This window comes from Paenibacillus sp. FSL E2-0177 (assembly GCF_037992975.1).
In the GTDB taxonomy this organism is placed as follows: domain Bacteria; phylum Bacillota; class Bacilli; order Paenibacillales; family Paenibacillaceae; genus Paenibacillus_AQ; species Paenibacillus_AQ odorifer.
The window spans coordinates 517,281-538,805 of record NZ_CP150307.1 but is presented as its reverse complement, the minus strand read 5'-3'; the positions used below and the strand labels follow the sequence as shown (position 1 = coordinate 538,805).

Below are 21,525 nucleotides of genomic sequence, written 5' to 3'. Positions count from 1 at the left end.
TGATTTCCAGCTCTGAAGTCAAAAAGGCGGTTCTTCGAGTGCGTAATGCACCCGAGGAACCGCCTTTTTTTATAAACCCAATCTGATCTTGTAGGAAGTGTTATGATTCCATCCCAGCTTCACTCTCTTCGTAATGGCTCGTATCCCCATGCAGCAGGATTTCCGGCACACCATCCGTAAAATCAACCCTGCATAAGCAGGTCGGATAAATGTAAGGCAGATCCCAGAGCTTAGGCAGCGCTCTGCCCTCAAAATAGGCCATTAACAGCTTAATCACTACTGTATGTGTGACAATAAGAATGGTCTCACCTTGATGGTCAACGAGAATTTCCTGAAGCTTACCCAGCGCCCGTGCCTGCACCTCTGCGAAGGTCTCACTACCCTCCACTTTAAACTGCTCAGGGTCTTGCCAGAAATTGCGATGCTGCTCCGAATACTCGCTCTCCAGCTCAGTAGAATCACGGCCTTCCCACACACCCATGCCAATCTCTTTGAACGCCTCAGAGGTCTTAAGCGGAGTACTCCGCTCTCCACGAATAATCTCAGCTGTGCGCAGCGCCCTTGGGCTGGGGCTTGCATAGATGACATCCAGCTGTTCAGTGTGCATCCCCCGGCTCAGCCATTCAGCCTGTTGCACACCAAGAGCCGTCAGTTCAGAATCCATATGTCCCTGCATCCGATGCTGCACGTTCCATTCCGTCTGACCATGCCGGGTTAAAAATATCGTTGTTGTACTCATGCCAGCTTCTCCTTCCGTTTCCCCTATCCAATGAGGTTTTACTTCCTGTTCTGTTCCATCCAGTTCACTGCATAATCTACGATTTCCCGTTGCGGAATCAATTGAGCGGTTGCGGAAGCAACCTGTCCATATGTAATAAGTCCCGTCTCTTGTCCAAACTGATCTGCCAGCTGAACGAAATCGTCAGAATCCCAATCCAGCTCCTTAAATTCCACCCACTGCCTAACTCCATCCACCATAATGGGCGCCCCGCCAAGGGTTTCCTTCTTGCCAGCATAAGATGCGCGGCATTCGGCAAGATGCAGGGAAGTATTATTAAGATTGCCTACTCCCAGCAACAGTACATGTCCGCCCAAATCGTAAATACGAGCCAGCGGAGAATCTTCCCCCAGACCCATTTCAATCGAATGACCATACATAATTTCGTCTCTATGCTTACCCCAAGCGGCAAACGAATGAATCGGATGGTCACTGCGTTTTACTCCTTTTTGTTTACGGAAGCAGTCCGGAATAACCCCCATTCCTCTAAGCTGGGTCAGGTCTGGATCATAAGCCGGCATCTGCTCGCGGATACTCTGCCACCACGCCTCCGGCACCGGTGGGTTGCTCCAGCCTGCGGGATCAGTCAGGTCACTGGAATGAGTGGGCATTACCAGCGTGCCAGATTCTCCGAGGACCTCCTCCAATGCCAAAATAACAGCGACCGGGCCCCCGGCTACCCATTGGCCTAACGATTTAAAAGAAGAATGCAATAAAATCGTCATGCCCGCCTTAACGCCCAGTCGACGAAAATCCGCTGCTAATGTCTGAACCGTAATCAAATTGCCTTGTATTTCTTCCACCCTTCATTCCTCCAATGAATCTTCTCAAATCCATTATATAGGAGGGCCGCTTCTAAATGCATCTTCAATAGCCTCAACACTCTTCGGATACTATTTTCGCTCTATAATCACCTGGGGAAATCCCCTCCAGCTCTTTAAAAACACGGGCAAATTGTTTACTGTTCTCGAAGCCTACCTCTTCTGAGACTGTTGCGAGCTTACTGCAGCCTTTTGCCAATAGCTCTTTAGCGTGACGGATACGGACCTTTTTTAAATAAATAACAAAATTCTCACCGGTATATGCCTTAAAGGCTTCGCTAAAATAAGAATAATTCAGGGACACATGATTGCTGACCATAGCCATATTCAGTGGACGGGCATAGTTGGCTTCAATATAGCTCAGTGCCTCTTCCATATCCGCATGCTCGGTATGCGCAGACCTTACGCCTACAATGTATTCATTCACACTCAAGAGTAAGTTCTCCAGCGCACGATAATATTCGTGGAAATGACGATAGTTGTACATATTGCCTACCGTGCGATACAGCTTCAATACCTCTACTGAGGCTTCGCCATGCACCCTAAAGACTTCATCCAACACCAGTTCGTTTACATTCTGACCCACGGACTCCAGATAAGCTAGGTCCAGTTCCTTCAAATGCTCAATTTGAAAAATAACAGATAGAAGATGCTTCATCTCCTTCTCGCGTTCTGTTCCCAGCATATTGAGCAGCTTGCGAAGCTCCTCCTTCGGTATGGGAAAATTACACCGTCCCTGGCCAACATCCCCATAATCCAACAAACTCAGTTGCGGATATAAAAAAGTATATTGCAGTGCCCGGCATGCTTCCTTATAACAGGAACGGAGGTCCTCAAGACTTCCTCCTTCGCTGCTAATCCCAATCGATAATCCCTTTATTTCCTTAGCTTCAGCTTGTCTGGACAGCTCTATAAAATCCTGTTTTCTGCTCCCGATCAAGACTAATTTGCCATCCCAATCCGTTGTGATTTCCGAGAAAAACTTTTCAAGCGGTCCGATCAATCGTTCCGCCAGTCCCTGAACATCCCCCGACTTCATTCTTGTTCCGTCATTGTAATAGTAATTCAACACACCAACTGTAAAAGGTGCTTGCAGATCACTTAGCCACTCTTGCTGCTCACGCTCCAGCGGAACCTCCTGCTGCATTAGCAGTCCCCGTAAACGACTGGACCGCAGTTCCCTGCGGAAGTGTTCCGTTTCCTGTTCCAGCTGCCTTGCGCTGAGATCCTGTTCTTCCTGTTCCTTATCGATATTCTTCAAAATTTCGAACAACTCATCTCGGCGAATCGGCTTCAGCAAGTAATCCTTCACGCGATAACGAATCGCGCTTTTGGCATATTCGAAATCATCATACCCGCTTAAGATCAGCACTGCTGGGCTTTTCTCACCACTTGTTACCTTAGATATCTGCTCCAACAGCGTAATACCATCCATCACTGGCATACGTATATCTGTAATAATAATATCTGCACCTTCGGTCTTAAATATCTCGAAACCCTCTGCGCCATTACTCGCCATTGTGATGGTATACACGGACGGAAATTCTCTTTCTATCATAGTCTTGAGACCGTAACGGATATTCTTTTCATCATCAATGATCAGTAGCTTCTTCATAGTTGTTTTTCTCCTGTCAAAAGAACTTTCGGCAAGGTCAGACGTACCATCGTCCAACTCCCTGCTTCACTCTGTACTACAAGCCCATATTCATCACCATAAAAGATTTGCAGTCGCTGATGTACATTTCTCAGTCCAATACCACCTGTTCGGCGGTCAACATCCCTCTGTTCTGAAGCACTCTCACGGCGCTCATCTTTCGCATAAATCGCCTCGTTCAAAGCAACCAAACGCTCTGGAGTTAAGCCGATGCCATTATCACGAAGCTCTATGCAAATATCACCTTCCGTTTCCGAAATATGAATATGAATGTTCGGGTCCTGTAAATTCTCTTTCTCGTCGCACCAAGCATGCTTAACACTGTTCTCTACAATAGGCTGCAGTGACATTTTCAGCACCTCCAGCTCCAAATATCGAGGTTCAATATGAAGCACTAACTTAACCGGATATTCAAAACGAATATTCATCACTTCAATGTAATTTTCAATGTGGCGGACTTCATCCCGCAGCTTCACATACTCTCCGGACCATTTAAAATTATAGCGCATCATCCCACCCAGCGAGGTCAGTGCGTCCGAGATCGTTCGCTGGTTCTCAATTTCAGCCAGCATTTTTATATTTTCCAGCGTATTATACAAAAAATGTGCGTCAATCTGGTTATGCAGCGTACGCAGCTCAGCCTCTTTAGACAACGCCTGCTTGCTCACTGCCTGAGCCACCAACGTATTGATGGTGTTCATCAGCTTGGAGAAATGATGGGCAAGCTCCCCGACTTCCCCTCCACCACGAATCATTATTCCAGTGTACGCTTCACCTCTACGCACTTTTTTCATCGTTTCGGTCAATCTACGCAGATTTTTTAGAATAAAGGCATTTGTCACATAAGCGATCAGCGTTAGTAAAGTAATAAAACCAACATTGGCTCCAATGATTAAGTTGCGCGTGCGGGAGATATCCTTCATCACTCCTTCCATTGACACTACATTTAACAAATAAGCATCAATTCGTTCTAGCGGAGTGTTAATTAACAAAAACGATTTACCATTCTCCGAGTAATTACTGTCCCATTCGCCAGTTTCCCGGAACTGCTTATACCGTTCTGCAATCATATCAGCCATCTCTAGATTATCCTGCAAAAAAGAATTGTCCGGCCTGGTGAAAAGCTGCAGCTCACTATCCACAAGAAACATCTGGGTCTGATTATCCCGTACATCTGTATACGTCTTGGGTGTAAATCGACTAAGCAGCATATCCACCTGCACCATGCCGATATGATTGTCTGCTGGCCGACTCTTCTCACGCAGCAAAGAAACCTTTGGCAGACTCTCCGTCGGTGCTCCCAAGTATCTCTGCATCAAATCCGGATCATTTTTCTGAAAAGACCAGTATTCCTGCCCCTTCAATTGAAGCGCTTTCTGAAACCATGGGGTGGAAGAAACCCGCTCTTCGCGAAAGATAATCGGCCAAATTTCATGCACCTTATTACTTCTCGAATACAGTCTTAAATGCTCAATATTCGGATTATTAAATTGAATACGAGTCATATTCACATAAGCATTTGTATTAAAATCAACCAAATCTACTAGCTGCGGTTCGGTTTCATTCGCTAAGAATTTTTCTACTTCGGCATCAGAATAAGCCATTTGCGCCGCCCGTTCCATCGCTTCGATCTGATTATGAATATGCAGCTTCTCCATTTGCGACAAATAATCATTTTTCTCGACGGCATCGCGGAGATAGGTATTATTAATGGCTTTATAGGAGTAGACAGAAACCAGCATACACGGGCCTAAAACAATAAAAACATAAGCTGCAATTAAACGGCTCTGAAGTGATCTTCGCCCCCACCAATAACTAAAAGAATGCCATAATGCTCTGGTTCGATCTCGCCTATTCACTTTATACACTTCTGTCCTGTCCACCTCGCTAAAATAGTGAATATTCAAATACTTAATATCTATTCCTTATTATAATTCGAAAATAACCCAAAAGCCCGCAGTTAGCGGGCATTTTGGGTCATGCTTTTTATTTTATGGACAGCTTCACTTTATTCTCTTCATATTTCTTTTGTTGGTAGGCATCAAATACATCTTCGCCTTCCTTCTTTCTCTTCTCTAAATACTCATTCCAAATCTTATCGAATTCCGCATCGGAGGAAGCCATGAGCAATTTCGGCATAGTTTTACCGCGCAGCTGTTTCAGCTTCGAAGCGATGATACCTTCAGGAGAGTTTCCTGTTGGTTCGATTTGTTGGAACTCGGAGGAGCCTATGGATTTACCTCTAGTCCAATCTTCCAATTGCTTAAATGGTTCTACCGATTTAGGAGCCCATTGGTCTGTGATATTCGTATTTTGCAGCATCCAGAATGTAAAGGAAGATCCGATTTGCTTATCAAACGTCGAACGGTCTTTATTCATCAAATCAAACACTTCTGGTTTAAATTGATCTTTTCCATCAATCGTATCGTAGCTGACACCTTTTTCGCCTAAGAACAAGTCTTTGTTGCCTTCTTCACTGTTCAAGTAGCTGAGGAAGCGGATAGCACGTGCTTTATCCTTAACATCTTTGGAGATCAGTGTTACCGTCCAACCGGAGATACCAGGGCCATCAAGGGTTGGTTTATCCAAGTTCGTATTGGAAGGTCCGTCAACAGCGATATACGTTTTAGTTGGATCCTGTTGGTAAATCGTTCCTAGTTGTGCTGCAAAGTCTGTACGTTGATACAGCATTGCGAAATAACGGCCTTGGGCAATTTTTTCTTCCATTTGTGGGCGTTTGTCGATAAAGATATCTTTAGCCAGCAGACCATCTTGATTCGCTTGACGAAGTGCCTTCATCCAGCGGATATATTCAGGATCGGTTTCACGAGCATATACCTTGCCATCTTTTTCTCTTGGGATTGCCAAGAAGTTCTGCAGGTAACCTTCCAAAGAATCGTTACCGTTCTCGGTAAATTCATGCAAACCAAGTGGAATAAGCGGCTGTCCATTTACGTCAGGGAATTTCTCTTTCGCTAATTTAAGCGCATTCAAGAAACCTTCTGGTGTGCGCATATCTGGACTTCCAATAGCTTCATACATATCCTTGCGGACAGCGAATACTTGGTTGGATACGTAATTTTCTCCATATTTCTCATAGTCGGCAGGAGAGGAAGAAGAGTTAGGATAGCCATACACATTGCCGTCTTCTTGTGTATACCAGCCCAGCTTATCAGCATCGGATACTTTAAAGAAGTACGGATCATATTCATCAGCAAGTTTGTTCAATGGAAGAACAAGTTCACCTTCGACCATTTTCTTAATCGCATCTTCCCAGAAGCCCAAAGTGATGAAATCAGGCAATTTACCGGATGCAATCAGCGTGTTAAGCTTCTCATTCTCGTTACCAGCCGGAACGATGAAATTAATATCAACTCCGGTCTTCTTAGTTACATATTGGGAGGTTGGGTCCACGCCCCATTTATTAGGGAACCATGAGAAGTTCAGGTACCAGTCAAATGTAATGGGTGAAGTATCAATCTTCCATCCCGGTTCATCTGCTGATAATGCAGCAGCAGTCGGTTCAGCACTTGCCTCCGTATTAGTAGCTTTAGCGCTGTTAGCATTACCTTCGGCATTCTTGCCAGCATTATTCCCGCTGGAGCAGCCTGCGGCTGACAATGACATCATTATTGCGAGAAGCAGAACTCCCATTGCTTTTGGCTTACGTTTCATGCCCATGCTTGTTTACCCCTTTTCTATGAATGTTAATTATAAGCTCAACCCCAGTGCCTACAGCTGTAGGCAACCGGAGGAGTTATCACTGCTAGACATCAGCCCTTAATGGAGCCGATCATCATCCCTTTAACGAAATAACGCTGCAGGAACGGATACACGAATACTATCGGCAATGTGGTCACTACCATCGTCGCCAGCTTAATGGACTGTGACGTTACGCTTCTCGTAACGCTGCTGCCTTGTACAGCGACCATCATTTGACTAGAGCTCGATTGTGCGACGACCCGGAACAAATACGTCTGAATCGGCTGCAGATCAGTATTATTGATATAGATCATGCCCGTGAAGTAATCATTCCACTGATACACGCCATGGAACAGCGCAATGGTAGCAATTACAGGCATGGATACTGGAAGTACGATTCTTAGAAAGATGGACCAATCATTAGCACCGTCAATCCGTGCCGCTTCTTCCAGCCCATCGGGAATCTCCCGGAAGAAGGTCATGAAGATAATAAGATCAAAGAAGCTAAACATAACCGGAATAATATAGACTAGGAAATTCTCCAATAGGTGAAGGTCCTTCATCAGCAGGAAGGTAGGAATGAGTCCCCCGCCAAAAAAGAGAGTCACTGTACCCATCAGCATGTAGAACTTACCGCCAATGAGGTTTTTTCTGGAGAATGCATAAGCTACCATCGCTGTGAAAAATACATGCAGTACAGTACCCAAAAGTGTTTTGGCGACAGTAACCCACATCGCCTGCATGATGCCGGGGCTGGCAAACACGGCCTCGAAATTCTCAAAGCTGAACATCCGCGGCCACCAGTAGATTCCTCCCCGCATGGCGTCATTACCGTTATTGAAGGCGTTAACCAATACGTACCAGATCGGGTAAAGCGTTATGAAGCAGATACATAACATGATGAGGTTATTGATGATATCGAACAGGGCCTCGCCCTTGGTTTTACGCTTAAGTGCAAACATATATGGTCCTCCTTATCCTAGAACAACGATGTATCGTTGATTTTTTTAGATACTTGGTTGGCAATCAGCAGCAATATTAGAGCGATAACCGATTTTAACAATCCAACTGCAGTTGAGTAAGAGAAGCGGCCTGAGAGAATCCCTGTATAGTACACATAGTAATCAATTACATTACTTGCACTATCATTCAGTGAGTTGCGCAGGACCAGAATCTGATCAAAGTTGGAGTTCAGCACTCCGCTGACCGCGAGAATGAAGAGAATGCTGATTGTCGATTTAATCGCCGGCAAGGTAACATACCACATCTTCTGAAATCTGCCCGCGCCGTCGATTGTCGCCGCCTCGTACATTTCAGGAGATACACCGGAAATTGCTGCTAAATAGATAATCGCTGACCATCCAAGTTCTTTCCAGATATCAGAGGAGATAATAATTGTCCAGAAGTAACCAGGCTCAGCCAAGTATGTAATTGGCTGATCAATCAGATGAAGCGCTAGCAAAATGTTATTGATAATTCCTACATCAGCAAGCCATGTAGCCAAAATCCCTCCGAGTACCACCCATGAGAGAAAGTGGGGCAAATACGAAATCGTCTGTATGGTCTTCTTGAATTTCATTGAACGAACTTCATTCAGAAATAGAGCAAATATTATTGGCAATGGAAATCCGATAATTAGCTTAAACAAGCTGATGCCGAGCGTATTTTTAATTACATTCGAGAGATTGTCATCATCCATGAACTCTTTGAAATGTGTAAGTCCCACCCATGGGGCTTCTGCAATCGTTTTAACGATGTTGTAATCTTTAAAAGCAATGATAATTCCATACATGGGAATATAGTTAAAGATTATCATCCACGCAATGCCGAGTAGAGCCATTGTCTGCAAATGACGCTGGGCAATGAACCTCTTCCAAAGCGGGCTCCGATTTACTTTACCGGTTTCGAAATTGCCAGGAATTAACGGCTTCATCGCTGAGCTTACTTCCATGCTTTTTTTGTTCTCCATCCTTTGGACCTCCAGGCTCTATATCTGTATTTAATCTAAAGCGCTTACAATGTTTATGTATCCATTGTATTTGCTTTTGCCTGTCTCCGTAAGGCTTTGAATTTCGGATTATAGGTACCATTTTTCGGATTGAGTGAAAATTTAAGGGCGAGCCGCAGCTCGCCCCTCTATTTTTATGCTAATACTGCTTGAATTTGTGCAATTTCTCCACGCCGCAGAGCCTCTGCCTCTTCACCGCGCACGAACGCTCCAGATATTTTAGTCACAGTTCCATTACGGTATACAAGCATCAAAGATTGAATGCTGACCTTCTTCTCGCCAAAGGTATTTTCACGTTTTGGGTTAGAATAGATTACCTCCGTATTCCCTAGGAAAGTGAAAGACAGTTTGCCCTCTTCATCAAACAGCCATCCTGGCAATACCGGATCGAGAGACAGCGTAAGCGCTCCATCCTCCATTCTGAAAACATGGCTTCCAGCCATCATTGTTCTCCACATGCTTAAGAATTCCGCGGTCGATCCACTAAGTCTCGCTACGAACCCTCTACCATAGTTATTGGGATCAGGATTGCCTCCAGTTGCGATAAATGATGAATTCTCCAGTGTACTGCGTCCATAAACAGCAGGATCAAGGAATGGCACCAGCGACGTCTTCAGCTCGCCGTAGAATTCCTCATACAGCCCGCCCTTCAGCAGCTCAAGCAAATACTTATAGGACATGTGCAGGAAGTTAGACTCCCGTTCTAGCCAGCCTGGTGTGAAGGCTCTCATCCGTCCGATTTCATGCGATTCACCTTCTAGACTAACAGAGGTCTGATACATAGATGTTGCCTGATCATACAGCTCTGTTTGCTTAATCAGATTATAGATTTTTTTTGCCTGCACCGGGTTCTTCATCGTCTTCAACCAGCGGGTAGGTCCTTCAAGGAAATAAGGCAAGGCATAAGCCTTAAACTCCTCTACCACAGCCTTTGGCAATCCGTATCCGCTAATGACTGGCTGACCCTCAGCATCTGTTACCTGATGGAATTTCTCCGCTTCAAAACGGAAATAGGTTGGGGTAAGTCCATTGCCCATTTCTACCGCCTTGTTGATCCCCTCATCAATTTTAACCAGGAACTTGGAAAGGGCTTCTCGGATGTGTTCCAAGGTTACTTCAGTTTCAGCACCCGTAATGCCAAACCGGATACTTGCTCTATAAGCTTCACGGGCTGAAGCTACTGTATCCCAATAGTTGAATTGTTCCACTTCTCCTGCTAGGACAGCAGTTACCGCGTGATATACCGCTTCAAGCAGCTCCGCGATTTCTTCTGGCAGCTTTACAGCTCCCTGTACATTCTCAGCACCGTTCAGCACATCCAGCAAAAAGACTACAGTACGCTTCAGCTCAAAAGTCTCACTCATTCCGGAGCCAAACAATCCCGGCAGACCGTTCATAGCATCGTTCCAGCCCGGCTTGTTGCCTTCCATCTCCACACCCATGCCGTAAGGGTCAAGCGTAGCAAATTTATTCAAAGCAAGAGACAACATCTTCACGAACAGATTGGTGTGGTAAATAGCACCTTGCCCACCTTTGGTACGCAGCCAATGGGTATCTCCAGCTTTCCATTTCAGCTTATGCAGCTTCTCCTCATCCTCAAGGAGGGCGCCATATTGCCGGGCTTTTCCGTCACTAATTACATACTTCTCACTACGGGGCAGCACATATGCTGGGCTGTCATAGAACGCATAAGTACTATCCCCAAATAAAAGCTCCTGCTTCTTGTCAGGGAAAATGTCCAAATAACCTACTACGAGATCCAAATTATATGTCCAGTGATCAGACCAGAAGCCTTCGCCAAAAGCAGCCTCAATGTTTTGCTGTGAAAGAGCCAGCAGACCCGACAGAAACTCCTGCTCACTAACCTTCAGCGTAACGTTTTGATCCGCAATGTAATTGATCAGGCTGCCTGGGGTGAACCGGCTGTTGCATAGCTTAACAAGCTCAGCTTGATGATCCGCAGCCGCTTCTCCGATCCATTCCGCAGCCTTCGCTTTGCTGTCTGGCTTCACTTCAAAGGTTGTTCCTTGAACACTTAGTGGATTGTAGCCATCTGCTTGAATCAAGCTATAGAACATTTTGATGTTGAAGCTGCCCACCTTCGGATTAAAAAACACATCGTTCCGGCGGTTCTGATTCATGTCACGGAAGTTACCGTTCCCCTGTGAATAATATTCTGGGGCAAGTGAGAAGAAGTTATAGTCGCGCTCCAAATCGCCATGCTTGCGGGAATATAAATGAACTACAAAGCCATCTCCGCCATTGTCAAAAATAAAAGGATAGCCTCCGCGCAGGAAGTTATCGAGATAGGACTGACGGCAATAAGCATCAAACACAGCCGATGAAGTGTGCGTGGCAATGTCTTCTGTTAATTGCTCTGTCAGACCTGCGGCTTCCTTGGATTTGGACAGGATATATTCATCCCGGCATAACTGCTCCGCCTTTTTATTGATTTTGTCGATGTCATTTACATGCCCAACCAAAGTATTCAGGGTCAAGCTGCTGCCGGGTGCCAAACGTCTAGCCACACCACTGAAGCCGCAAGGAACCTTATTGACTGGATATTGTGGAAGCTCACTCAGCTCCGAAAGCGTTAATCCCGCAAAGCGGTCTGGGTAAGTAAGAGAGGTATTGCCGCCGAAAATAAGTTCGAAATCAACGATTGGCGCGACTTTTTCTCCATCTCCAGTAAACGACAGATAGAAATGTCCATTTGTGATTTCGCTAACCTGTGCACTATCATTGGTGCTGGAACGCAGCTTATAGAACGGAATACCGTTCTCCAGATTGTATACGTCCATCCAGCTGCGCAGCAGGTTACCAATCTCCTTGTAGCCGCTGTTTTCTACTCCGTAAGGCAAAATCTCAGGCAGACCATCCATCAGCTCCAGCTCAATCTCTTTGCCACCGATATTCTCAATCTCCACCCGACGTACCAACGCGGCATAATCGTCATTAGGCAGATTGAAATAGTGTACAGTCGTCTTCAGCCCATGCCCGGCATGGCTTTCTTCAAGGGTCAGTCCGTTAGGCAAAATGGTCATGATCCGCTTGGCGGCAGGATCTGGACGTGCCGATTGAAATGGCTCATAAATCTCTTGCTCGCCTTTTATTTTAATAAAGGTTCGGAATCCGGTGGTTCCTACGTCTTTATAAGAGATATTTGCTGGAGAGAATTCCATGATTGGCGAGTTCTTGTCGCGTACCCCAAAGCTGCAAATCGCTTGCCCCCGGTTTACATAAAAAGTCCACATTGGAATTCCCTTAAGACCTGCAAGACCTGGCAGGAAACTAGAGAAAGGCTTTCCTGTATCAAACTGCTCCATTACAAAGTTACCTGATTGGAAATAATAATTACTCACGTTAATGTCCTCCTAAACTGTTACTTATTTATGAAATCAGATGCGTTACGATAGAATGAGGGGATAGCTCGCAGTTGGCAATCTCATCGCCAAGCCCCAGGGTTACTGTGCGAACTTCTTCGCTCTCATTCATCAATATGACAGCAATGCTGCCGTCCGGATTACGGAATGCTGTGGATAGGATTCCTTCCGCTTCAGAAGTAAAGCCAATCCGTACCGCACCTGGCGCGATAAATTTACTGAAATGCCCGATATAATAATAAGAGCTGTTATAGTGCAATTCGTCTGTTGTTGTATCTGCAATAATTGGGGCATCACAGAGATTCCCTACATGATTGGGCCCGCCGGTCTCATCCAGTACCAGGTTCCAGTCCAGGTACCCTTCTGTCCATGCATTGAGATCCCCAATCATATTTCTGCCGTAACGTTCACCTGTAAACCATTCGCCAAGCTTGACGCCGCCCTCTTGACAGCCCTCAGTGAACAATAGATGTTTGTCAGGAAATAGATCATGTACCTTCTCTACCTTGTCGAACTCCTCACCACCATACCAGTGGATGCCTGTACCCCACACATATTGTGCAGCTTCAGGATCAGACAACACGACCGAAGCACGTTCGACCATAATATCGCGGTTATGATCCCAGATGACAATGTTCACATCGGAATGGCCTGCCTGCTGCATCACTGGACCGAGATGATTTTTAACAAAATCGCGTTCCTCTTCCGCACTATAAATGCAAGAATCCCAGACTTGAACAGCAGCCGGCTCATTTTGCACGGAAACCGCCCAAATAGGTACGCCTTCCTTCCCATAAGCTTCGATAAATTTGGTATAATAGCGTGCCCAAACTTCAGCGTATTCTGGCTTGAGTGATCCTCCATTATTCATTTCACCATTTGTTTTCATCCATGCCGGAGGGCTCCAAGGAGACGCCAACATCGTGAACGGTCCGCCTTTTACCTGCATTGCATCCTTAATCAGCGGAAGCACCCACTTATGATCATGAGAGATATCAAAGGTAGCCAGCTCCGTATCATGATCAGCGACATAAGTATAATTTCCAAGAGCAAAGTCACAGCTATGGATATGAACACGACCCATGTTATAGCCTAATCCCTCTACCGGATGAAAATAGCGGTGAATAACCTCTGCCCGTTTCTCAGGACTGAGCCGTGACAACGTATAGGCCGCAGCTTCTGTGAAAGCGCCGCCAAATCCGATCATCTTTTGGAACTCCTGCTCTGGCCTAAGCTCTACATCGGCAGATCCAGAATCTACTCTTGTGCTAAAAACAATTGCCTCTTTCGGAGTTAAGCGTTCCCCTGTATCTTTTGCAGTTACTACAGTTTGAACTTTTGCCATTTCATCCATCTCCTCTAATTGTTTTGTTACTAACAACAAGCACTGCCTTTACTGGATCACCATCCGATGTTAGGGTTCGGAGCGATGGGCCACTGAAACGTTTGAGAAAATTCAAGGAAGCCCTCGGTAAATTTTGATTTCATCTCAATTCGAAACCTATAATCGAAACCGGTTTCGATTATAACGAAAAAAAATGATCTAACGAGAGCAGGTAAAAAGCGGCATAACAATATGCCCATTATAGCCCTATTCCTCTGAATACGCTGTAGCAAATACCGCATAGAAAAAATTCAAGCTATGATGTCCTCTACTTTATCAGGACTCTTTTCTCTACGTCAAGATTTATCCTGTGGATAGCAGCCCGCTCTCTGTAGTTATGGAATTTGATACAGCCCTAATCCCCGCTAGCCGGAGGTGCACAGGATTCCCGTTCGATCACTTCTACCGGAACTAAAACCGCTTCCTTATCCAACTGTTTCCCTTCAATCGATGCTAAAAGAATGTCCGCTGCCCGGCTTCCTAAAAGTGCCGTATCCTGACGAATGGTTGTCAATGCAGGTGTAACATACTCAGCTAGATCAATATCATCGTATCCCACAACTGAAAGGTCCAGCGGGACGGAAAGTCCACTATCTTTTGCTGCCATAATAGCCCCTAAAGCTAACATGTCACCCGAAGCAAAAACAGCGGTTGGCCGATCAGGCAGCTTAAGAAGCTCCAGCATCGCGTTATAACCACTTTCACGAGAATAAAAAGCTCCATTCACAACATAGGACTCCGGCACTTCAAGCCCCTGCTGCTTCATAGCGTTCTTATACCCTAACTCCCGAGTTTTACCGGGAAAAGTGTTCATCCCCCCGGAAATATGAGCAATCTTGCGATGACCCAAAGAAACTAAATACTCTATCGCAAGCTGAGCTCCAGCCGTATTATCCGAACATACCGTATGCGACTGCGTAGTCTCAAAATCCAGAATCACAGTAGGAATATCACTCTCTAGCAGCTCACGGAAATAGGGGTCCTCGTAATCAGACAAGAAAACGACAACACCATCTACACCACGGATTCGGCAATTCTCCAAATACCCGCTTTGTTTACCCCCAACATCCTTGGAAATAAACATGAGGGCATACCCCTTATCCACAGCAACCTTCTTAAAGCTCTCGATCACAGCGCTAAAAAAGGGATGGCGAATACCAAATCCCGTATTCTCTACAAATAATACACCGATGGTCCATGATTTCTTAGTAGTCAGTGTACGGGCATGGGAATTCGGCAAATATCCCATTTCTTGGGCAACCAGGAAAATTTCCTGGCGAGTCTTCTCCCGTACATCGGAATAATTATTAAACGCCTTGGATACCGTTGTAGGAGAGTAACCGGTTCTTTTGGCAATATCGTATATAGTTGTCAATCCGGTTCACTCCTTGCCCAGACTAATGAAATACCTTCTGTTCACTGCAATTTTAACGTCTTTCGGTACCGCCGTCCAGCAAAAAGTAACTTTGTACGGAAGGAAGCAGCGTAACAGCTTGGATCAAAAGCCCTAGACTCATATAGACCAGATGTATGATTACCACACTGTCGAGCATATACGTCTGTACCATAATCCAAATAATTAGACCAAAGCCGATATATAGGGACAATGCCCAGAAGCTATATAATTTCTTAAAGGGATTCAAAGTATTCACCCAATGCCATTCTGGTCTCTTGATCAACCCATATAACACGAGCATGGGCAGGATACCAAATACGATGAATAGCAAAATACCCGGAATTAAAAAATCTGAAAATGGCGATCTTTCCAGCATAGATGTGGGTATGTGTATCAGATCACCACTAGGATCTATGACCATTGACCCGCCTCCTGCTAACGCTCCAACCCCCAAAAATATATGAAAAATATAAAGCAATGTTACCGTAAACGGCCTTCTTTTGGTTGGCTTCATTTCAGTACCCCTTCCCATGTTTAAAAAGTAGAGCATTCCTTACAGCTCTTTTCGATTTTACATGTTTTTCCTGAATGTCACCAAGACAGATATCACACAAAAAGCCGTATTTAAGCTTTTTTTGAGTGCGATGTGAACGATTGTATTTTACGCTATACTAAGATTAGAACGAAATGTTAACCCTGCCGACTGAATCTAATAAATAAAATACATTGGATCCTAAAAAACAAGGAGACAGGACGGGCGCTAAGTTGCGCTGAACCTAACATATCTATGAACGATACCCATCTTTTATCCACCAAACAATGTACCTATTGCCAGCAACAGAAGCCGCTCTCTGAATTTCGTAAACGTACCGGCAAACGTTCCAAAGGTCAGTCTCGCCGTGGCGCTTGTCGGGAGTGCCGCAATCAACGACAAAACATAGATCTCACTCTTGCAGCAGGTCCCATTCCAGTACAACCTGATACCATTCAATCCCCTTCTTTGGCTGTCAAGGAACGCTCCAAACAAGGAAAGCCTTCTTCCACGGTTGCTTCTTCACCGCAATCCAACCCAAATCAGCGCATACGGGGCTTGGAACAACGAAGGAAACATTCTCATTCTCAAGGCGCGAAACTGAGTCCCGAAGATCCAACGCAATTGATTCCCTCTGCCAAAGGGAAAATTCTAATGCGTGGCCACAGTGATAAAGGACGGCGCTGGCATCAGGAAATTGACTACGAGCTTGCAGTTACTCTAGTCAGAGAACATGCCGCTATCGTAGTGAATCGCCGAACCATCCGCCGGATTTACAGCAATAAGGATTTCCGTGCTTATATATTGACCAGAGACAACTATACTTGCTACTTCTGTGGCTCCTATGGAGACACTATAGATCACTTGCTCCCCCGTGCTAAAGGTGGCCATACTACTCCGGATAATTGCGTTTGCGCTTGTACGTTATGTAATCAGACCAAAGCCGATCAGTCCGTTGAGGATTTTATGAGCAGATAAAAAAGAAAAGCGCCCCAATCTCTGTTGATTAGGGGCGCTTTTTTATAAAAATCAAAGGTAAAGTTTATTGTTGTTAGTTAGCAACAATATTCTTAACTCGTCCTACCTGTCCACTGGTTAAACGCACCTTGATGCCATGCGGATGTCGAGGTGAGTTCGTGAGAATATCCTTTACCGTTCCATGTGTTAGCTTACCCGTCGGCTGATCCTGCTTAAGCACGATATCCACTTCAAGCCCAGGACGAATATCGGCTCTTACCTGTCCGTTCATGATGTAATCCCCTTTCAATGGGTTATAATGTTGTCAACTATACTACATAAGGAGGAGACGTAATGGCCTTCGGCATCAACAGAGAAGAATTAACCCGCTGGAAAAAGGCTGTCTCCGCAGGAGAGATCGCTTTCTTAACCCATTACTGGCTAGACCCGCGTTTTCCCGGCATGACTACTGTCACCAAGGTCGGCTGTAGTGACCTAACCAGACTAACATATTGGTGTGAGGAAAATGGACTGCCGGCTAAATATATTCATAATCGTTCGCCATTCCCCCACTTTGACCTTTTGGGACCCAAACAAGCAGAAATCCTTCGGAAGGAAGGATTATGGGAACAGTTGGAACGTTTCAAAATGCTCTAAAATCACTTCTTTTTACGTAAATCCTGCATGATCTTGCGGCCGGTAGGTGTCTGTGCTAATCCGCCACCTGCGGTCTCGCGGTGTTTTTCTGGCATAGCTGAGCCTACCTCAAGCATGACCTTGATTACTTCATCTGAAGGAATCACGCTACGTACGCCAGCCAGTGCCATATCGGCGGCGGCGAGCGCGGTCACTGCACCGAATCCGTTTCTAACGATACAAGGAATCTCTACAAGTCCTCCCACCGGATCACAAATCAGTCCTAAGGTGTTCTTAAGCGCCAGTCCAACAGCATGCACTGCTTGTGCAGGCGTTCCTCCACGCAGTTCGGTTAAAGCTCCTGCCGCCATCCCGATGGCCGACCCGACCTCCGCCTGACAGCCACCCTCTGCACCAGATACAAACGAATTGTTGGCAATGACATAACCGATCGCTCCTGCAGTGAACAAACCGGTAACCATATAGTCATCATCCCAGCCAAACCGTTCCTGGCAGCTGAGAAATACACCCGGAATAATTCCGCATGAACCTGCGGTAGGTGTAGCAATTATGCGGCCCATTGAGGCATTAACCTCGGACACAGCCAAGGCATAGGCCATTGCTTGACCAGCGGGTCCACCTAGGCATGGTTCATCTGCTGCGTTATAGGCTCCTACACGCTGGGCATCCATTCCCGTAAGACCGCTGCGCGAAGTGGTATCTTCATGCATCCCACGATGAACAGCCTCTTTCATCACCCCATAATATTCACGCATAGTGGCAAATTCCTGTTCACTGGAACGTCCCGATTCCGCGCTTTGCTCTTCAAGCATAAGGGCTCCAATGGTGAGGCCACGTTCCTCACATAATACAGCCAGTTGGCTAAGTGTTTGAAAATTCATGTTAAGCTTTCCTTCCCCTTCTCATCTTGCTTACCCTCGTTTAAATTAACCAATTTCACCGATTTCACCGCAGTGAGCGCTTTAAGCGCTTCAATAAGCTCTGGAGTAGCAGCTTCATCCAGCTCCAGCACCGTTAAGGCTGCACCGCTGCGATTCTTCCGATCCAGAGACATATGCCCTATATTAAATTGTCCGTTACGCATCACTTCTGTAACACTCGCCAAAACACCTAAATAATCCATATGATGAATCAATACCGTCGGATACATTCCCGTAAGCTTTACTCCAAAACCATCCACATCGACGATCTCAATGTTTCCACCACCGATGGATGTCCCCGTTAAAGTCAGCTCACTTCCTGTCTCTTGTCCGATAAGATGCAGTTTAACTGTGTTAGGATGAGGAAACAATCCCGTTCCTTGCTCAAAAGATACGTCCATCCCAGCTTCAGCCGCTAACTCCAGAGAGTCGGGTAACCGATGATCATCGGTAGCGTAATCCAAAAGTCCTCCGACAATAGCCCTGTCTGTGCCATGGCCCTGATAAGTAGCTGCAAAAGAACCAAAAAACGTCACTTCTGCCACACGCGGCACTTCACCCAGCACCTGCCTTGCAGCCCTTCCGATCCGTGCCGCACCGGCTGTATGCGAGCTTGAAGGCCCGACCATGGCCGGACCAATAATTGAAAACACATCTTTAAAACGCATAAAAGACCTCCTGCCTGCAAAATAGGCAATTATCAAACTCATATATAGTATACTGCACTGGCAGTCGGAGTTCACCGTTACATTTGCTGTGATATATCCACTTCTAATCTAATGATATTTTACTTAGATAGTATTTTCATTTCGCATCTTATGTATCACAAGATATCCTGGGAGTATAACATAATTCCACCTCTATACTGCCAGCCTATCCCTTCCCAGAATCCTCTTCCTTGTTCATTGGTTCCAATCACCATCAGATGACATTTTGCGATACCAGCTGTATGTAAATTACCGAGGCAACGCTTTACAAGCTCACGCCCGATGCCCATGCCTCGGCAGTCATTACTAACTGCAACATGATACATATAACCTCTTCGCCCATCATGTCCACACAATGCAGTTCCTACAATCCGGCCGTCTTCATTCTCGCAGATCTGGCTGAAGCCAGCATTACGCTCCAGATAACGCGTAATCTCCAGTCTCGAATCCGCTTCACTAAGTCCCATTCCCTCTGTATTTTCCCATAGCTGGTGGGCAGCTTCATAATCATCCGCAATCATCTCTCGATAATTCATGTCTATCCCCTCGCTTGTATAGAATGACAAAAAGCATAAAGAGCACTCCGCGGAAGCTTTTCCAGCATCAGCAGCGCTTCATAAGGGTCGCCTTCCAAGCCCAGCACTTGCGCGAAGGCAGGTTCGGTCTTCCACCCGTTTGTTTTCATTGTAATGATCTGCTGGCGAAAATCATTATCCAGCTGAGCTAGAATTTCCGCTTCAATGATCATATGTAAGTAACCATTCTGCAGAGCTGTGGGTCGCGGCTGCCCAAACAGTTCTATAGGCCAGCCCCCGGCCATAAAGTTAATTTTCGTTCGTGGGACCCCATCAACCACACGCGATACACTAGTAAACTCATCCATGGTTCCGAAATATCGACTAACAATGTCCGTAAACTTTACGGAATCATGCACCTCACAAATAATATCCAGATCGCTGCCCTTCACCTGAATACCAAGCGGCACTGTGCCAACCAGCACCGGGTTATAGTCGGCCAGCAAACTCATAATATTTAATTTTCTTAACAGGGTATAGACCTCTTTTTGCACTGGAGTTCCACGATTCAGATACTCTATGTTTCGCCAATCATTCATCTCTGACAAACGCTCCCTCGAACTAGGTTATAAACACAGGCAGGACCGGATAACAGCGCACGCTTTTCTAGGCGCATGCATAGAAATATACGGAAGATAGAAGGCAAGGAGGAGTGTATGTAAAAATGAACCCCACCTACCCCTATTATGGGGAACAAACGATATGTAAGGAACAGCCTATTGCTTTTCCCCCACAGCACCAAGACCGTCAGCCTGGTCTAGAGAGTCTAATGAATCCTCGCCCCATCAGTGAAAATCCGGAGATCACCGGCAGCGGAAAGCTAAAAGGAAAAATTGCGCTCATCACCGGAGGCGACAGCGGAATTGGTAAAGCGGCGGCCATTGCTTTTGCAAAGGAAGGCGCAGATGTCGCTATAGCTTATTTATACGAAGCTTCAGATGCAGAGGTCACTCAGCGGCGAATTGAAGAATTAGGGCAACGTTGTTTGCGGATCGAAGTTGATTTACGCCATAAGGAAAACTGCTTCAAGGCTGTGGAGCATACCCTTCGCACTTTTGGCAAGCTGGACATCCTCGTCAACAATCATGGCGTCCAGTATCCGCAAAAAAGTATTCTGGATATCACGGAAGCACAGCTCTACCAAACGTTTCAGACAAATATATTTCCATTCTTTTACCTGACACAAGCCGCACTTCCACATCTAAAAAAAGGCGCAGCCATCATCAACACTGCTTCCATTACTGCCTATCAAGGAAATAAAGAGCTTATAGATTATTCCTCAACTAAAGGCGCGATCGTCTCCTTTACCCGCTCTTTAGCCTTATCACTCGTAGACTCTGGCATTCGTGTCAATAGCGTAGCTCCCGGACCTGTATGGACACCACTAATTCCCTCCAGCTACTCTGCAGATGAGGTTAGTGTATTTGGGACGGATACACCCTTTAAACGTGCCGCACAGCCATATGAGTTAGCAGGAGCCTATCTTTATTTAGCGGGACCGGATTCTTCGTATGTTACCGGGACATGTATTCATGTCAATGGTGGAGACATGGTCACCAGCTGATGCATTACACCACGAGAGGAATGTATATCAAATGAATAAGATAAATGATTATGATATCTCTTCTGTCCGCCTAAGCAGTGGCATGTACGCATTAACCAAATTAGCCTGCGCAGGGCTAACTTACGTCCTTATTACCTTACTTATGCTTGGATTTCCACAATCCGATGGAATTCCTGAAGGCTGGCCACTATCGATTCCTTATGCCATTTATGCTTATGGATTGCCTGCGGCGTTAGTAGCAGATGTACTGCTGCGTATTCTGCGCTCCAAATCCCCTATCCTGCCCCTTGCTGTATATGTCGTCACAGGTTTTGGTGCAGGTCTATGGCTGGCAGCGGAACAAGGTGCAGAGTATCTGCTATGGGGTCTGGGTGGAGTCCTTGGACTACTCCTTCTCAGAGTGACCCAGCTTGGTGTAGAAAGGTTTCCTCTGTTGCTGCCAGTATTCGCCCTATTTCTGCCACTGCTCTGCTTACTGCTGTCATAA

Annotated in this window: 20 protein-coding genes; 4 read left to right on the top strand and 16 right to left on the bottom strand. The window is 45.8% G+C overall.

Annotation, left to right across the window (positions count from 1 at the left end; all coding sequences use genetic code 11):
* Nucleotides 1-100: 100 nt before the first annotated feature.
* From MHI25_RS02375 to MHI25_RS02325, 11 genes are all read right to left on the bottom strand, one after another.
* Nucleotides 101-739 (bottom strand): histidine phosphatase family protein, encoded by a 639-nt coding sequence (locus MHI25_RS02375; protein ID WP_340011855.1) that lies wholly within the window; start codon nt 737-739, stop codon nt 101-103.
* Nucleotides 740-777: 38 nt separating this feature from the next.
* Nucleotides 778-1,581 (bottom strand): AAC(3) family N-acetyltransferase, encoded by an 804-nt coding sequence (locus MHI25_RS02370; protein ID WP_076278895.1) that lies wholly within the window; start codon nt 1,579-1,581, stop codon nt 778-780.
* 73 nt (nt 1,582-1,654) lie between these two features.
* Nucleotides 1,655-3,214, bottom strand: a complete 1,560-nt coding sequence (locus MHI25_RS02365) for a response regulator (protein ID WP_339170969.1) — start codon at nt 3,212-3,214, stop codon at nt 1,655-1,657.
* Nucleotides 3,211-5,121 (bottom strand): sensor histidine kinase, encoded by a 1,911-nt coding sequence (locus MHI25_RS02360; RefSeq protein WP_081386321.1) that lies wholly within the window; start codon nt 5,119-5,121, stop codon nt 3,211-3,213. Before MHI25_RS02360 ends, MHI25_RS02365 begins: the two co-directional genes overlap by 4 nt.
* Nucleotides 5,122-5,239: 118 nt before the next feature.
* A complete protein-coding gene (locus MHI25_RS02355; RefSeq protein WP_036682600.1) occupies nt 5,240-6,934 on the bottom strand; it encodes an extracellular solute-binding protein in 1,695 nt (564 codons plus the stop codon).
* Nucleotides 6,935-7,026: 92 nt separating this feature from the next.
* Entirely contained in the window at nt 7,027-7,917 is an 891-nt protein-coding gene (locus MHI25_RS02350) for a carbohydrate ABC transporter permease (RefSeq protein WP_036682603.1), read from the bottom strand.
* 17 nt (nt 7,918-7,934) lie between these two features.
* Nucleotides 7,935-8,888 carry an ABC transporter permease subunit gene (locus tag MHI25_RS02345; protein ID WP_051491255.1) on the bottom strand — a complete coding sequence of 318 codons (954 nt, stop codon included), beginning with the start codon at nt 8,886-8,888 and terminating at the stop codon, nt 7,935-7,937.
* A gap of 209 nt (nt 8,889-9,097) precedes the next feature.
* Nucleotides 9,098-12,325, bottom strand: coding sequence for a cellobiose phosphorylase (locus tag MHI25_RS02340; protein ID WP_340394876.1), 3,228 nt, complete (start codon nt 12,323-12,325; stop codon nt 9,098-9,100).
* A gap of 28 nt (nt 12,326-12,353) precedes the next feature.
* Nucleotides 12,354-13,691, bottom strand: coding sequence for a glycoside hydrolase family 30 protein (locus tag MHI25_RS02335; RefSeq protein WP_076142079.1), 1,338 nt, complete (start codon nt 13,689-13,691; stop codon nt 12,354-12,356).
* Between the two features lie 394 nt (nt 13,692-14,085).
* The gene (locus MHI25_RS02330; protein ID WP_340394875.1) at nt 14,086-15,105 is read right to left on the bottom strand and encodes a LacI family DNA-binding transcriptional regulator; all 1,020 of its coding nucleotides are present in this window, start codon (nt 15,103-15,105) and stop codon (nt 14,086-14,088) included.
* 52 nt (nt 15,106-15,157) lie between these two features.
* Nucleotides 15,158-15,547, bottom strand: coding sequence for a hypothetical protein (locus tag MHI25_RS02325; protein WP_249267764.1), 390 nt, complete (start codon nt 15,545-15,547; stop codon nt 15,158-15,160).
* Nucleotides 15,548-15,913: 366 nt separating this feature from the next.
* On the opposite strand from MHI25_RS02325, the gene MHI25_RS02320 reads away from it, so the two are divergent.
* Nucleotides 15,914-16,636: an HNH endonuclease signature motif containing protein gene (locus MHI25_RS02320; RefSeq protein ID WP_076142077.1), complete on the top strand. Its 723-nt coding sequence runs from the start codon at nt 15,914-15,916 to the stop codon at nt 16,634-16,636.
* A gap of 73 nt (nt 16,637-16,709) precedes the next feature.
* Here MHI25_RS02320 and MHI25_RS02315 read toward each other — a convergent pair whose 3' ends face one another.
* Nucleotides 16,710-16,907 carry a YwbE family protein gene (locus MHI25_RS02315; RefSeq protein WP_036682616.1) on the bottom strand — a complete coding sequence of 66 codons (198 nt, stop codon included), beginning with the start codon at nt 16,905-16,907 and terminating at the stop codon, nt 16,710-16,712.
* A 62-nt stretch (nt 16,908-16,969) separates the two neighbouring features.
* Between MHI25_RS02315 and MHI25_RS02310 the strand changes: the two genes are divergently transcribed.
* Nucleotides 16,970-17,272, top strand: a complete 303-nt coding sequence (locus tag MHI25_RS02310) for a hypothetical protein (RefSeq protein ID WP_076124555.1) — start codon at nt 16,970-16,972, stop codon at nt 17,270-17,272.
* Between the two features lie 2 nt (nt 17,273-17,274).
* Here MHI25_RS02310 and sdaAA read toward each other — a convergent pair whose 3' ends face one another.
* The 4 genes from sdaAA to MHI25_RS02290 form a co-directional block, all read right to left on the bottom strand.
* Complete coding sequence (gene sdaAA, locus MHI25_RS02305) at nt 17,275-18,153, bottom strand: L-serine ammonia-lyase, iron-sulfur-dependent, subunit alpha (RefSeq protein WP_312150803.1); 879 nt, start codon at nt 18,151-18,153, stop codon at nt 17,275-17,277.
* Nucleotides 18,150-18,860 carry an L-serine ammonia-lyase, iron-sulfur-dependent subunit beta gene (sdaAB, locus tag MHI25_RS02300; protein ID WP_076124558.1) on the bottom strand — a complete coding sequence of 237 codons (711 nt, stop codon included), beginning with the start codon at nt 18,858-18,860 and terminating at the stop codon, nt 18,150-18,152. The genes sdaAA and sdaAB overlap by 4 nt, the downstream gene beginning before the upstream one ends.
* Nucleotides 18,861-19,015: 155 nt before the next feature.
* Nucleotides 19,016-19,435 carry a GNAT family N-acetyltransferase gene (locus tag MHI25_RS02295; protein WP_076124560.1) on the bottom strand — a complete coding sequence of 140 codons (420 nt, stop codon included), beginning with the start codon at nt 19,433-19,435 and terminating at the stop codon, nt 19,016-19,018.
* A gap of 2 nt (nt 19,436-19,437) precedes the next feature.
* Nucleotides 19,438-20,013, bottom strand: a complete 576-nt coding sequence (locus MHI25_RS02290) for a DUF4269 domain-containing protein (RefSeq protein ID WP_076124562.1) — start codon at nt 20,011-20,013, stop codon at nt 19,438-19,440.
* Between the two features lie 125 nt (nt 20,014-20,138).
* Between MHI25_RS02290 and MHI25_RS02285 the strand changes: the two genes are divergently transcribed.
* Together MHI25_RS02285 and MHI25_RS02280 are read left to right on the top strand one after the other, a co-directional pair.
* Nucleotides 20,139-21,038 (top strand): SDR family oxidoreductase, encoded by a 900-nt coding sequence (locus tag MHI25_RS02285; protein ID WP_076142074.1) that lies wholly within the window; start codon nt 20,139-20,141, stop codon nt 21,036-21,038.
* A gap of 31 nt (nt 21,039-21,069) precedes the next feature.
* On the top strand, nt 21,070-21,525 hold the full coding sequence (locus MHI25_RS02280; protein ID WP_076142073.1) for a hypothetical protein: 456 nt from the start codon (nt 21,070-21,072) through the stop codon (nt 21,523-21,525).

What these genes read in the sequence shown, in the direction of transcription:
- MHI25_RS02375 (WP_340011855.1), bottom strand. Translation starts at nt 739, where the DNA reads ATGAGTACAACAACGATATTTTTAACCCGGCATGGTCAGACGGAATGG.
- MHI25_RS02365 (WP_339170969.1), bottom strand. Translation starts at nt 3,214, where the DNA reads ATGAAGAAGCTACTGATCATTGATGATGAAAAGAATATCCGTTACGGT.
- MHI25_RS02355 (WP_036682600.1), bottom strand. Translation starts at nt 6,934, where the DNA reads ATGGGCATGAAACGTAAGCCAAAAGCAATGGGAGTTCTGCTTCTCGCA.
- MHI25_RS02350 (WP_036682603.1), bottom strand. Translation starts at nt 7,917, where the DNA reads ATGTTTGCACTTAAGCGTAAAACCAAGGGCGAGGCCCTGTTCGATATC.
- MHI25_RS02345 (WP_051491255.1), bottom strand. Translation starts at nt 8,888, where the DNA reads ATGAAGCCGTTAATTCCTGGCAATTTCGAAACCGGTAAAGTAAATCGG.
- MHI25_RS02335 (WP_076142079.1), bottom strand. Translation starts at nt 13,691, where the DNA reads ATGGCAAAAGTTCAAACTGTAGTAACTGCAAAAGATACAGGGGAACGC.
- MHI25_RS02325 (WP_249267764.1), bottom strand. Translation starts at nt 15,547, where the DNA reads ATGGTCATAGATCCTAGTGGTGATCTGATACACATACCCACATCTATG.
- MHI25_RS02320 (WP_076142077.1), top strand. Translation starts at nt 15,914, where the DNA reads ATGAACGATACCCATCTTTTATCCACCAAACAATGTACCTATTGCCAG.
- MHI25_RS02315 (WP_036682616.1), bottom strand. Translation starts at nt 16,907, where the DNA reads ATGAACGGACAGGTAAGAGCCGATATTCGTCCTGGGCTTGAAGTGGAT.
- MHI25_RS02310 (WP_076124555.1), top strand. Translation starts at nt 16,970, where the DNA reads ATGGCCTTCGGCATCAACAGAGAAGAATTAACCCGCTGGAAAAAGGCT.
- sdaAA (WP_312150803.1), bottom strand. Translation starts at nt 18,153, where the DNA reads ATGAATTTTCAAACACTTAGCCAACTGGCTGTATTATGTGAGGAACGT.
- sdaAB (WP_076124558.1), bottom strand. Translation starts at nt 18,860, where the DNA reads ATGCGTTTTAAAGATGTGTTTTCAATTATTGGTCCGGCCATGGTCGGG.
- MHI25_RS02295 (WP_076124560.1), bottom strand. Translation starts at nt 19,435, where the DNA reads ATGAATTATCGAGAGATGATTGCGGATGATTATGAAGCTGCCCACCAG.
- MHI25_RS02290 (WP_076124562.1), bottom strand. Translation starts at nt 20,013, where the DNA reads ATGAATGATTGGCGAAACATAGAGTATCTGAATCGTGGAACTCCAGTG.
- MHI25_RS02285 (WP_076142074.1), top strand. Translation starts at nt 20,139, where the DNA reads ATGAACCCCACCTACCCCTATTATGGGGAACAAACGATATGTAAGGAA.
- MHI25_RS02280 (WP_076142073.1), top strand. Translation starts at nt 21,070, where the DNA reads ATGAATAAGATAAATGATTATGATATCTCTTCTGTCCGCCTAAGCAGT.